Here is a 12,634-nt window from a genome sequence, read left to right as displayed (position 1 = left end):
GCGGCCCCGCCACAGGCCGCCGCAGGCCGCTGTAGGCCGCTGTAGGCCGCTGCGGCCGTTACGGCCTGCGGGCCGAGGTGACGCGGTAGACGTCGTAGACGCCCTCGACGCCGCGTACGGCCTTCAGGACGTGGCCGAGGTGCTTCGGGTCGCCCATCTCGAAGGTGAACCGGGAGGTGGCCACCCGGTCGCGGGAGGTCTGGACCGCGGCCGAGAGGATGTTCACGTGCTGGTCCGAGAGGACCCGGGTGACGTCCGAGAGGAGGCGGGAGCGGTCCAGCGCCTCGACCTGGATGGCGACCAGGAAGACCGAGGACTGGGTGGGCGCCCACTCGACCTCCAGGATCCGCTCGGGCTGCTGGGAGAGGGAGTCCACGTTGACGCAGTCCGCGCGGTGAACCGATACGCCACTGCCGCGGGTGACGAACCCGATGATCGGGTCGCCGGGGACCGGGGTGCAGCAGCGGGCCAGCTTGACCCACACGTCGTCGACGCCCTTGACGACGACACCGGGGTCGGCGCTGCCGCGCCGCTTGGTGCGGGCGCGGGACGGCGGGACGCTCTCCTCGATGTCCTCGTTGGCGGCCTCCTCGCCGCCGAGGGCCTGGACGAGCTTCTGGACGACGCCCTGCGCGGCCACGTGGCCTTCGCCGATCGCCGCGTACAGGGACGAGATGTCGGGGTAGCGCATCTCGTGGGCGAGGGTGACGAGGGAGTCGCCGGTGAGGATGCGCTGGATCGGCAGGTTCTGCTTGCGCATGGCCCGCGCGATGGCGTCCTTGCCGTGCTCGATGGCCTCGTCGCGGCGCTCCTTGGAGAACCAGGCGCGGATCTTGTTGCGGGCCCGCGGGGACTTGACGAAGCCGAGCCAGTCCCGGGAGGGGCCGGCGCCCTCGGCCTTGGAGGTGAAGACCTCGACGAGGTCGCCGTTGTCGAGGGTGGATTCGAGCGGGACGAGGCGGCCGTTGACCCGGGCGCCTATGGTGCGGTGGCCGACCTCGGTGTGGACGGCGTACGCGAAGTCCACCGGGGTGGCGCCGGCGGGCAGGGCGATGACGTCGCCCTTCGGGGTGAAGACGAAGACCTCGTTGCGGGAGAGGTCGAAGCGCAGCGAGTCGAGGAACTCGCCCGGGTCCTCGGTCTCCTTCTGCCAGTCCAGGAGCTGCCGCAGCCAGGCCATGTCGTTGACGGTGTCCTGGCCGGCGCTGCCCTTGGCGGCCTGCGGGACGTCGGTGCGGATCTTGGAGGTGCCGGCGACGGTCTGCTGCTTGTACTTCCAGTGCGCGGCAATGCCGTACTCGGCGCGGCGGTGCATGTCGAAGGTGCGGATCTGCAGCTCGACCGGCTTGCCGTTGGGCCCGATGACCGTCGTGTGGAGCGACTGGTACATGTTGAACTTGGGCATCGCGATGTAGTCCTTGAACCGCCCCGGAACCGGGTTCCAGCGGGCGTGGACGGTGCCCAGTGCCGCGTAGCAGTCGCGGACGGTGTCGACGAGGACGCGGATGCCGACCAGGTCGTAGATCTCCGCGAAGTCGCGCCCGCGGACGATCATCTTCTGGTAGACGCTGTAGTAGTGCTTGGGCCGGCCGGTGACGGTGGCCTTGATACGGGCGGCTCTGAGGTCGGTCTGCACCTCGTCGGTGACGATGGCGAGGTACTCGTCCCGCTTGGGGGCGCGCTCGGCGACGAGGCGGACGATCTCGTCGTACATCTTGGGGTAGAGGATCGCGAAGGAGAGGTCCTCGAGCTCCCACTTGATGGTGTTCATGCCCAGCCGGTGGGCCAGCGGGGCGTAGATCTCCAGGGTCTCGCGGGCCTTCTTCTCCTGCTTCTCCCGCTTGAGGTAGCGCATGGTGCGCATGTTGTGCAGGCGGTCGGCGAGCTTGATGACGAGGACGCGCGGGTCCTTGGCCATGGCGACGACCATCTTGCGGACGGTCTCGGCCTGGGCGGCCTCGCCGAACTTGACCCGGTCGAGCTTGGTGACGCCGTCGACGAGGAGGGCGACGGCGTCGCCGAAGTCGCGGCGGAGGTCCTCCAGCCCGTAGTCGGTGTCCTCGACGGTGTCGTGGAGCAGGCCGGCCATGAGGGTGGCCGGGTCCATGCCGAGCTCGGCGAGGATCGTGGTCACCGCGAGGGGGTGGGTGATGTACGGGTCGCCGCTCTTGCGCTTCTGGCCCCGGTGCCAGCGTTCGGCGACCTGGTAGGCCTGCTCGATCTGGCGGAGGGTGGCCGTCTCGATCTTCGGGTCGTTGCTGCGGACTATGCGCAGCAGGGGTTCCAGGACCGGGTTGTACGGGTTGGAACGCTGGACTCCGAGGCGGGCGAGCCGGGCGCGCACACGGTTGGAGGACCCTGCGGGCTTCGTCGGTGCGGGCCTCGGTGCGGGCTTCGCGAGGGGCGCCGGCGCGGGCGTGGCGGGGGTCGCCGCGGCCTTGTCGGCCTGGGGGTCGGGCTGCGCGGCGGAGAGTGGCTGGACCTCGTCTGGCAAGAGCGCTCCTCTGGGGGTCCCCCCGGGCGGAGTCCGGGGGAGGATCCGGTGCCCCGGTCAGGTCCGGATATCCCATGGTAGCGAGGGTTCCGTCTGCCTGTTCCCCCTGCCCGTACCGCGGACGGCCGCCGCCCGTGCGCGGGTCCCGGGCGGCGGGGGCGGAGTCCGGGGGGCGGGCCCGGATGTGCCGGAGCGGCGGGCCCGGGGTGGATTCCCGGGGCCCGCCGCTCCGATGCGTGGTTGCGCGGCAGCCCGCCCGGCCGATCGGCCGATCGGCCGTCAGACGATGATCAGGGCGTCCAGCGGTGCGCCCGCGAGGGCTTCGGCCAGCCGCTCCCGTCCCGGCAGGAACGACAGCTCCATGAGCACCGCCACGCCGGCGACCTCGGCGCCGGCCCGGCGGATCAGCGACAGCGAGGCGTGGGCCGTGCCGCCGGTGGCGAGGACGTCGTCGATGACCATGACCCGGTCGCCGGCCCGGAGGTCCTCGGCGTGGACCTCGATCTCGGCGGTGCCGTACTCCAGCTCGTACGCCTGGGCGAGGGTCGCCCCGGGCAGCTTGCCGGCCTTGCGGACCGGCACGAAGCCGATGCCCGCCTGGACGGCCACGGGGGCGGCGAGGATGAACCCGCGCGCCTCCAGGCCGACGATCTTCGTCGCGCCGTAGCGGGCGGCCAGCCCGGCGAGGGTGTCCGTCAGCGCGGCGAAGGCCGCCGGGTCGGCCAGCAGCGGGGTGATGTCCTTGAACATCACGCCCGGCTTGGGGTAGTCCGGCACGTCCTTGATACGGCTGAGGAGCAGCTCGCGGACCTCGGGGGGCAGTGCGGTCATCGCCGCCGCCCCGCGGCCCGGCCCTGTGCCACGATCTGCGGCGCCTCGTCGGCGTCGTACGCCTCGTCCTCCACGGACTCGCCCTTGGCGGCCGCGGCGGCCCGCTTGGCGAGGACCCGCTTGCGCAGGGCCTTCATCGCCGGCTCGCGCTCCTTGAGGTCCACGACCAGCGGGGTCGCGATGAAGATCGAGGAGTACGCGCCGGCCGCGAGGCCGACGAACAGCGACAGCGAGATGTCGTTCAGCATGCCGGCGCCCAGGAAGCCGCCGCCGATGAACAGCAGGCCGGCGACCGGGAGGAGCGCCACGACCGTGGTGTTGATCGAGCGGACCAGGGTGCCGTTGATGCTGCGGTTGGCGACCTCGCCGTAGGTGTAGCGGGTCTGCTTCGTGATGTCCTTCGAGCTCTCCTTCAGGCCGTCGAAGACGACGACGGTGTCGTAGAGGGAGTAGCCGAGGATCGTCAGCAGACCGATCACGGTGCCCGGGGTGACCTCGAAGCCGACCAGCGCGTACACGCCGACGGTGATGGTGAGGTCGTGGATCAGGGCGATCAGCGCGGCGACCGCCATGCGCCATTCGAAGGCGATGGCGAGGTAGATGACCACGAGGACCATGAAGACGGCGAGGCCGGTCCAGGCCTTGTTCGCGATCTGCTCGCCCCAGCTGGGGCCGACCAGGTCCGCGTTGATGTCCTGCTCCGGCATCTTCAGGCCGGTCGCCAGCTTCTTCTTCACGTCGGTGGCGGAGTCGGTGTCCAGGCTGGCGATCTGGATGCGCAGGGTGCCGTTGCCGAGCTTCTGGACGATCGCCGCGTGGCCGGAGGCCTCCTTGGCGAGCTCCCGGGCCTTGGTGTCGGAGACGGTCGTCTTCGCGGTGGTGAAGACGGCACCGCCCTTGAACTCGATGCCCATGTTGAGGCCCTGGACGGCCAGGCCCACGATCGCCGTGATGGTGATCAGGATCGAGACGCCGTACCAGATGAAGCGCTTGCCGACGAAGTCGTAGCCGACCTCGCCGCGGTACAGCTTGGCGCCGAGATCTCCGAGCTTCGACATCTCACGCCTCCTTTGCTTCGACGGGGGCGGGGTTGCGGCGGCGGGAGCTCCGCAGCGGCGGGCGGGCGCCCAGGCGCTTCGGGTCCAGGCCGGACCACGGGTGTCCGCTGGAGAAGAACTTCGTACGGGCCATCAGCGTCATGAGCGGCTTGGTGAAGAGGAACACCACGACCACGTCGAGCAGGGTGGTCAGGCCGAGCGTGAAGGCGAAGCCCTGCACCTTGCCGACGGTGACGACGAACAGCACCGCGGCGGCCAGGAACGACACGAAGTCGGAGACCAGGATGGTGCGCCGGGCGCGCGGCCAGGCCCGCTCCACGGCGGGGCGCAGGGTGCGGCCCTCGCGGATCTCGTCGCGGATGCGCTCGAAGTACACGATGAACGAGTCCGCGGTGATGCCGATCGCGACGATCGCACCGCACACGGCGGGCAGGTTCAGGGCGAAGTTGATGCCCTTGCCCATCAGCGCCATGAGCGTGTACGTGAGGACCGCCGAGACCATCAGGCTGAGGATGGCGATGAACGACAGGCCCCGGTAGTACACGAGCAGGTAGATCACGACCAGGACGAGGCCGATGGCGCCCGCGATGAGGCCGGCCTTGAGCTGCTCCCCGCCGAGGGCGGCGGTGACGGTGGTGACGCTGTCCTCGCTGAAGGAGAGCGGCAGGGCGCCGTACGAGAGCATGTTGCCCAGGTCCTGCGCGGACTGCTGGGTGAAGCCGCCGGAGATCTCGGCGTTGCCGCCGGTCAGCGCCTGGCTGACGGAGGGGTCGGAGATGACCTTGCCGTCGAGGACGATCGCGAACTGGTTCTGCGGGGCCTGCTTGGTGGCCAGCTCACCGGTGATCTTGGCGAACTTGTCGGCGCCCTTGTCGGTGAACTGCATCGTGACGATCCACTGACCGCGCTGCGGGTCGATGACGCCCTTGGCGTCCTTCACGTCCGTACCGGCGACGCCGGCCGGGCCGAGGATCCACTTGCCCCAGGCGGTGCCGCGCTGGCCGCAGGCGACGGTCGGCTCCTCGGGCTTGGCGCCCTTGCCGGCGGCGACGCGCTGCTGCTCGTTGGTGCAGTCCAGGGCCGCGAACTTGGCCTGGAGGTCGGCTGCGGCCGCTTCCGCGCCCGACGGGGTCGGGACGGGGGACGGGGCGGCCTTGTTGTCGTCTGCCTTCTTCGACTCGCTCGCCGCGGGCGAGGGAGAGGCCGTGGCGGCGGGGGCCTTGAGGGCCTCACTGACCGCGCGGCCCTGGGAAGTGGCGCTGGACGACGGGGTGGCCGGCGCGCCGGGCTTGGCGCTGCCCTCTGCCTTGGGGGCACCGGAGGTGCTCGCGGACGGGCTCGCGGACGGGCTCGGCGTGGCCGCGGGGGCGGCCGGGGCGCCGTCGGCGAACGCCAGGACGGGGCGGAAGTAGAGCTGGGCGGTGGTGCCGACCTGCTCGCGGGCCTGCTGCTCGTTCACCCCCTTGGGGATGTTCACGATGATGTGGTCGCGGCCCTGGGTCTGGACCTCGGCCTCCGAGACGCCGAGACCGTTGACACGGCGGTCGATGATGCCGACGGCCGTGTTCATGTTGGTCTCGTTGACGGCGTCCGGCTTGCCCGGCTCGCTCTTCGCCTTGAGCGTGATGGTCGTGCCGCCCGCGAGGTCGATGCCCAGGCGAGGGGTCGTCTGCTTCGAGAGGAACATCCCCGCGGTGAGCGCCACCATCGCGATCAGGATGATGGCCAGGGCGCGGCCCGGCCTCCCCTGAGCCCCCGTGGGCCGTCGGCCCTTCTTCGGTGCTGCCACCTTGTCGTATCTCCCTGTCCAACCGCCCGGGCGGCGCTTCGCTCAGCGCGCGGACGGCCACGAAAATGTGTGGTGGGGACCCCTGCCCCCCGCAGAAGTATCACTGGCGGGGACCGCGCGGCCGCCGGTCGGGCGCCGCCGCGGTCCCCGGGCGCGTGTTACTTCGCGCCGGCCTCGCCGTCGGCCTTGCCGTCCTTGGGCTCTTCGCCCTCGGGGGCGTCCTTCTTGCCCAGGTCGAGCTTCGGCTCCGTCTCGTCCTTGGTCAGGGAGGAGATGTCGTCGGGGACGACGGGCGAGTCGTCGTGGTCGGCCGGGGTCTCGGCGCCGTGCACGATGCGGTTGTACTCCGCGTCGTCCAGCACGGCGGCGATCGCCATCTTCGCGTAGATCGCGTGGACGCCGGGGGCCACCTCAAGGGTGACGGTGTCCTCACCGATCTCCTTGACCGTGGCGTACATGCCGCCGATGGTGCGGATACCGGTGCCGGGCGTCATCTGGTCGCGCATCTGCGCGGCCTGCTGCTGCTTCTTCTTCGCGGAGCGGGTCATCAGGAACATCGCCCCGATGAGCACGATGAACGGGAGGAGTGTCACGAGATTCACGGGACGGAGATCCTTCGCACGACCGCCGGGGAGACGGCCTTTGTTCTACGGGGGGTGGGCACGCCGACCCGAAGGGTCGGCATCGGCGGAGTCTAGGCGAGTCCGCACCGATGGAACAACGCCCAGCATGGCACCGCAGTTCCCGGCCGGTCGAACGTGCGCGCCGTCACGCCCCGAACAGGCCCTGCTGGCCGCCGGATCCGCCGCCGCCCTGCTGCGGCGGGACAAGTCCCAGGTGAGCCCATGCGGCGGGGGTCGCGACGCGGCCCCGCGGGGTGCGGGCGAGGAGGCCTTCGCGAACGAGGAACGGCTCGGCGACCTCCTCCACGGTCTCGCGCTCCTCGCCGACGGCGACGGCGAGGGTGGACAGGCCGACGGGGCCGCCGCCGAACAGCTTGAGCAGGGCTTCCAGCACGGCCCGGTCGAGGCGGTCGAGGCCGCGGGCGTCCACCTCGTACACCTGGAGGGCGGTGGCGGCGACCTCGCGGGTGATCACCCCGTCGGCGCGGACCTGGGCGTAGTCCCGTACGCGGCGCAGCAGGCGGTTGGCGATGCGCGGGGTGCCGCGGGAGCGGCCGGCGATCTCGGCGGCGCCGGCGGTGTCGATCTCGACGTCGAGGAGGCGGGCGGAGCGCTGGATGACGCGTTCCAGCTCCTCGGGGGCGTAGAACTCCATGTGGCCGGTGAAGCCGAAGCGGTCGCGCAGCGGGGGCGGCAGCAGGCCGGCCCGGGTCGTCGCCCCGACGAGGGTGAACGGGGGCAGCTCCAGCGGGATCGCGGTGGCGCCGGGGCCCTTGCCGACGATCACGTCGACGCGGAAGTCCTCCATGGCCATGTAGAGCATCTCCTCGGCGGGCCGGGACATGCGGTGGATCTCGTCGAGGAAGAGGACCTCGCCCTCCTGGAGGGAGGAGAGGATCGCGGCGAGGTCGCCGGCGTGCTGGATGGCGGGGCCGGAGGTGATCCGGATGGGCGCCCCCATCTCCGCGGCGATGATCATCGAGAGGGTGGTCTTGCCGAGACCGGGGGCGCCGGAGAGCAGGACGTGGTCGGCGGTGGCGCCGCGCTGCCTGGCGGCCTTGAGGACCAGGTCCAGCTGCTGGCGGACCTTCTCCTGGCCGACGAACTCGTCGAGGTCCTTGGGGCGCAGGGCCGCCTCGACGGCGGTGTCCTCGCCGTCCGCGGCCGGCGCGACAATGCGCTCGCTGTCGTCGTCCCAGTTCACGGTGTCAGTCTGCCTTCTCGGTTCGTACGGTGGTCGGCTGCCGGCCGGCGGTGCGCCGGCGGCAGCGGCGGTGGGGGGCGGGGCGCGGGAGCGCGGCCGGTCAGCGGGCGCGGTTGAGGGTCTGCAGGGCGGCGCGCAGCAGCTGCGGCACCGGCGCGGACCCGCCGTCGGCGATGGCGGCCTCGGCCTGCGGGGTGACGGCCGCGACGGCCTCCTCCGCCTCGCGGGAGGCGTAGCCGAGGCCGATGAGGGCGGCGGAGAGCTGCTCGGTCCAGGGGGCGGGGCCGGCGGCGGCCGCGCGCTGGGCCCCGACCAGGGCTCCGGCGCCCTGGGGGGCGCCGAGCTTGCCCTTCAGTTCGAGGAGGAGCTTCTGGGCGCCCTTCTTGCCGATGCCGGGGACCGCGGTCAGGGCCTTCTCGTCGCCCGCTTCCACGGCCCGGCGCAGCGCGTCCGGGCTGTGCACGCCGAGCATGGCCTGGGCGAGGCGCGGCCCGACGCCGCTGGCGGTCTGGAGCAGCTCGAAGACCTGCCGCTCGTCGTCGTCGGCGAAGCCGTACAGGGTGAGCGAGTCCTCCCGGACGACCAGGGAGGTGGCCAGTCGGGCGTCCTCGCCCACGCGGAGGCCGGCGATGGTGTTCGGGGTGCACTGCACTGCCATGCCCACTCCCCCGACCTCGACGACGGCCAGGGTGGGGCTGAGCGCGGCGACCGGGCCGCTGACGAAGGCGATCATCGGGTACGGCCTTTCGGGGTGTGCAGGGCGACCGCCTGCTGGAGGCGGTTCTGGGCGGGGGCGCGCCAGATGTGGCAGATGGCGAGGGCGAGGGCGTCCGCGGCGTCGGCGGGCTTGGGCGGTGCGGAGAGCCGCAGCAGCCGGGTGACCATGGCGCCGACCTGGACCTTGTCGGCCCGGCCGGTGCCGGTGACGGCGGCCTTGACCTCGCTGGGGGTGTGCAGGGCGACGGGTATGCCGCGGCGGGCGGCGCACAGCATGGCGACGGCGCTGGCCTGGGCGGTGCCCATGACCGTGCTGACGTTGTGCTGGCTGAAGACGCGCTCGACGGCGACGACCTCCGGGCTGTGCTCGTCGAGCCACTGCTCGATGCCCTGCTCGACGGCGACGAGCCGGTCGCCGAGCTCCGCATCGACCGGGGTGCGGACGACGCCCACGCCGAGCATGGTCAGGGCGCGGCCGGCCACGCCCTCCACCACGCCGACGCCGCAGCGCGTCAGTCCCGGGTCCACGCCAAGTACGCGCACCGCACCCGCCCCTTCTCGGATCGCCCGATCACCCGATCGCGCGTGCGTGCAGGCTATCGGGTGGCACCGACAACGCAGCGGGCCGACGGGGTGTGTTCCCCGTCGGCCCGGCTGACCTGCTGTGGGCGGTGGACGCCGGTCAGGCGTCGACCTTCTCCATGACCTCGTCCGAGACGTCGAAGTTGGCGAAGACGTTCTGGACGTCGTCGCTGTCCTCCAGCGCGTCGATCAGCTTGAAGATCTTCCGCGCGCCCTCCTCGTCCAGTTCGACCTGCATGGTCGGGACGAAGCTGGAGTCGGCCGAGTCGTAGTCGATGTCGGCTTCCTGGAGCGCGGTGCGGACCGCGACCAGGTCGGTGGCCTCGCTGATGATCTCGAACGTGTCGCCGTTGTCGTTGACCTCTTCGGCACCCGCCTCCAGCACGGCGCCGAGGACGTCGTCCTCGGACAGCTCGCCCTTGGGCAGGATGATGACGCCCTTGCGGTTGAACAGGTACGAGACCGAGCCCGGGTCGGCCATGGAGCCGCCGTTGCGGGTCATGGCGACGCGCACGTCGGACGCGGCACGGTTGCGGTTGTCGGTGAGGCACTCGATGAGCACCGCGACACCGTTGGGACCGTAGCCCTCGTACATGATCGTCTCGTAGTCGGCGCCGCCGGCCTCGAGGCCGCCGCCGCGCTTGACCGCGGAGTCGATGTTCTTGTTCGGGACCGACTGCTTCTTCGCCTTCTGCACGGCGTCGAAGAGCGTCGGGTTGCCGTCGATGTCGGGACCGCCCATACGGGCCGCGACCTCGATGTTCTTGATCAGCTTCGCGAAGAGCTTGCCGCGCTTGGCATCGATCACGGCCTTCTTGTGCTTCGTCGTAGCCCATTTAGAGTGGCCGGACATCCGCCTGTCTCCTTCGCGTAACCAACATGGTGTTCGCCTCTGATCCTACCGGGAGCCTATTACGGCCCCGTGCGCACCATGTCGACGAAGTAGGCGTGGACCCGGTGGTCCCCGGTCAGTTCCGGGTGGAAGGACGTGGCGAGGACGTTGCCCTGGCGGACGGCGACCGTGTGGCCGTCGTACGCGGCCAGGACCTCGGCCTGCGCGCCGACCGACTCCACCCACGGGGCGCGGATGAAGACGCCCTCGACCGGGCCGCCCTCGATGCCGGCGAAGTCGATCGCCGCTTCGAAGGACTCGTTCTGGCGGCCGAAGGCGTTGCGGCGGACGATCATGTCGATGCCGCCGAGCGTCTCCTGGTCCTCGCGGCCGTCGAGCAGCTTGTCGGCGAGCATGATCATGCCGGCGCAGGTGCCGTACACGGGCATGCCGGACCGGACGCGCTCGCGCAGCGGCTCCAGCATGCCGAAGAGGACGGCGAGCTTCGACATGGTCGTGGACTCGCCGCCGGGGATGACGAGGGCGTCGACCTCGGCGAGTTCTTCGGGGCGCCGAACCGGCCTGGCCACGGCATCCGCCGCGGCCAGGGCGATCAGGTGCTCCCGGACGTCGCCCTGGAGGGCCAGGACGCCGATGACGGGGGGGTTGTTCATCTTCGGGGGTGCCTTACCAGCCGCGGTTGGCGTAGCGCTCGGCCTCGGGCAGGGTGTCGCAGTTGATGCCGACCATGGCCTCGCCCAGGTTGCGGGACGCGTCCGCGATGATCTTCGGGTCGTCGTAGAAGGTGGTGGCCTTCACGATGGCGGCGGCGCGCTTGGCCGGGTCGCCCGACTTGAAGATGCCGGAGCCGACGAAGACGCCCTCGGCGCCGAGCTGGCGCATCAGCGCGGCGTCGGCCGGGGTGGCGACACCGCCGGCGGAGAACAGCACGACCGGGAGCTTGCCGAGCTCGGCGACCTCCTTGACGAGCTCGTACGGGGCGCGCAGCTCCTTGGCGGCGGCGAACAGCTCGTTGTTGTCGAAGCCGCGCAGCTTGGCGATCTCGTTCTTGATCTGGCGCAGGTGGCGGACGGCCTCGACGACGTTGCCGGTGCCGGCCTCGCCCTTCGAGCGGATCATGGCCGCGCCCTCGGCGATGCGGCGCAGGGCCTCGCCGAGGTTGGTGGCGCCGCAGACGAAGGGGGTGGTGAACGCCCACTTGTCGGAGTGGTTGACCTCGTCGGCCGGGGTCAGGACCTCGGACTCGTCGATGTAGTCGACGCCGAGGGACTGCAGCACCTGGGCCTCTACGAAGTGGCCGATGCGGGACTTGGCCATGACCGGGATGGAGACCGCTTCGATGATCTCCTCGATCATGTTCGGGTCCGACATGCGGGCCACGCCGCCGTCCTTGCGGATGTCCGCGGGGACCCGCTCCAGGGCCATGACGGCCACCGCGCCGGCGTCCTCGGCGATCTTCGCCTGCTCGGCGTTGACGACGTCCATGATCACGCCGCCCTTGAGCTGCTCGGCCATGCCGCGCTTGACGCGCGCAGTGCCGGTCTCGGGGGTCTGCGGGGTGGAGGAAAGCGTGCTCACGGGTGAACCTCACTCGAAGGAAGACGGTGCTGCCATGGTGCTGCGGCAATGCTCCGCCGAGCAAACCGCCCCCGACCAGTCCACCGCAAGGGCCAATGAGGAGCCGGTGGCTCCTTTCGACTTGGCCAATGGGTACAACTACGGCCGGTCCGCGAGATCGGCCGGGGGCTCGTCGTCCATCTCGAAGGCGAGGGGGAACGGGGCGTGCCCGGCCAGCCTGAACCAGCGGACCTTGCGGTGCCGGCGCAGCGCGCGCGCCGCCCGTACGGCGTCGTTGTGGAAGCGGCGGGCCATCGGCACCCGGCGCACGGCCGCGGCGAGGTCCTCGGCGGCGGCCTCGCCGCCCGGGGCGGCCTTGAGCTCCTCCACCTGGGCGGCGTCGGCGAACACCGCGCGCAGCGCCTGGCTGAGCTCGCTCTCGGCGACCTCGCGGTGCTCCTCGTCGGCCTGGCGAGCGGCGTGCGCGGCCTCGTACAGCACGATCGAGGAGGCCGGGTCGAGCGCGCCGGAGGTGGCCACCTCCAGCACCACCGAGGCGCGGCGGACGAGCTGCGCGTCCAGGGCGGCGCGGGCGGCGTCCATGCGCGTGTGGAGCCGGTCCAGGCGTCCGGCGGTCCAGCTGAGGTAGACCCCGACAACAGCGAGAACCAGCGCGGTCCAGACAAGGGTTTCGATCACGGCCCGCGACTCTACCGCCACCCCCGGGCACCCCCCGGCCCCGGGTCCGGGCAGCGCCCGACCTCGGGACCGGACACAAGGCCGGACTCAGACCGGGCCCGGATCCGGGGCTCGGACCTGAGGCTCGGACCCGGGGCCCGGACCGGACCCGGACCCGGGGCCCGGACGCAGACCGGAGTAGACGCGGGCCCGCACCTGGGCTCGGACGGAGACGCGGGCGCGGGCCC

General features: G+C 71.5%; 12 protein-coding genes. All 12 read right to left on the bottom strand.

All coding sequences use genetic code 11. The annotated features are described in order from the left end of the window. Nucleotides 1–58 precede the first annotated feature (58 nt). Complete coding sequence (locus ACIQUT_RS14290; RefSeq protein WP_403562870.1) at nt 59–2,494, bottom strand: RelA/SpoT family protein; 2,436 nt, start codon at nt 2,492–2,494, stop codon at nt 59–61. 279 nt (nt 2,495–2,773) lie between these two features. Further along, on the bottom strand, nt 2,774–3,325 hold the full coding sequence (locus ACIQUT_RS14285; RefSeq protein WP_403562869.1) for an adenine phosphoribosyltransferase: 552 nt from the start codon (nt 3,323–3,325) through the stop codon (nt 2,774–2,776). Further along, nucleotides 3,322–4,383, bottom strand: coding sequence for a protein translocase subunit SecF (gene secF / locus ACIQUT_RS14280; RefSeq protein ID WP_403562867.1), 1,062 nt, complete (start codon nt 4,381–4,383; stop codon nt 3,322–3,324). The genes ACIQUT_RS14285 and secF overlap by 4 nt, the downstream gene beginning before the upstream one ends. A 1-nt stretch (nt 4,384) precedes the next feature. Continuing rightward, nucleotides 4,385–6,172 (bottom strand): protein translocase subunit SecD, encoded by a 1,788-nt coding sequence (secD, locus tag ACIQUT_RS14275; protein ID WP_403562865.1) that lies wholly within the window; start codon nt 6,170–6,172, stop codon nt 4,385–4,387. A gap of 158 nt (nt 6,173–6,330) precedes the next feature. Next, nucleotides 6,331–6,774 (bottom strand): preprotein translocase subunit YajC, encoded by a 444-nt coding sequence (yajC, locus tag ACIQUT_RS14270; protein ID WP_403562863.1) that lies wholly within the window; start codon nt 6,772–6,774, stop codon nt 6,331–6,333. 166 nt (nt 6,775–6,940) lie between these two features. Continuing rightward, nucleotides 6,941–7,999 carry a Holliday junction branch migration DNA helicase RuvB gene (gene ruvB / locus ACIQUT_RS14265; protein ID WP_403562861.1) on the bottom strand — a complete coding sequence of 353 codons (1,059 nt, stop codon included), beginning with the start codon at nt 7,997–7,999 and terminating at the stop codon, nt 6,941–6,943. 100 nt (nt 8,000–8,099) lie between these two features. After that, complete coding sequence (gene ruvA, locus ACIQUT_RS14260) at nt 8,100–8,732, bottom strand: Holliday junction branch migration protein RuvA (RefSeq protein ID WP_403562859.1); 633 nt, start codon at nt 8,730–8,732, stop codon at nt 8,100–8,102. Beyond that, a complete protein-coding gene (ruvC, locus tag ACIQUT_RS14255) occupies nt 8,729–9,259 on the bottom strand; it encodes a crossover junction endodeoxyribonuclease RuvC (protein ID WP_403562857.1) in 531 nt (176 codons plus the stop codon). The genes ruvA and ruvC overlap by 4 nt, the downstream gene beginning before the upstream one ends. Before the next feature lie 139 nt (nt 9,260–9,398). Further along, on the bottom strand, nt 9,399–10,151 hold the full coding sequence (locus ACIQUT_RS14250) for a YebC/PmpR family DNA-binding transcriptional regulator (protein WP_403562855.1): 753 nt from the start codon (nt 10,149–10,151) through the stop codon (nt 9,399–9,401). Nucleotides 10,152–10,210: 59 nt separating this feature from the next. Next, complete coding sequence (gene pdxT / locus ACIQUT_RS14245; protein ID WP_403562853.1) at nt 10,211–10,804, bottom strand: pyridoxal 5'-phosphate synthase glutaminase subunit PdxT; 594 nt, start codon at nt 10,802–10,804, stop codon at nt 10,211–10,213. Between the two features lie 13 nt (nt 10,805–10,817). Next, nucleotides 10,818–11,729: a pyridoxal 5'-phosphate synthase lyase subunit PdxS gene (pdxS, locus tag ACIQUT_RS14240; protein ID WP_403562851.1), complete on the bottom strand. Its 912-nt coding sequence runs from the start codon at nt 11,727–11,729 to the stop codon at nt 10,818–10,820. A 138-nt stretch (nt 11,730–11,867) separates the two neighbouring features. Next, the gene (locus tag ACIQUT_RS14235; protein ID WP_403562850.1) at nt 11,868–12,407 is read right to left on the bottom strand and encodes a hypothetical protein; all 540 of its coding nucleotides are present in this window, start codon (nt 12,405–12,407) and stop codon (nt 11,868–11,870) included. Nucleotides 12,408–12,634: the final 227 nt, after the last annotated feature.

The organism is Streptomyces sp. NPDC090445 (assembly GCF_044769385.1).
In the GTDB taxonomy this organism is placed as follows: domain Bacteria; phylum Actinomycetota; class Actinomycetes; order Streptomycetales; family Streptomycetaceae; genus Streptomyces.
Note: the sequence above shows the minus strand (reverse complement) of the source record. Positions and strands in the feature narration are given on the sequence as shown.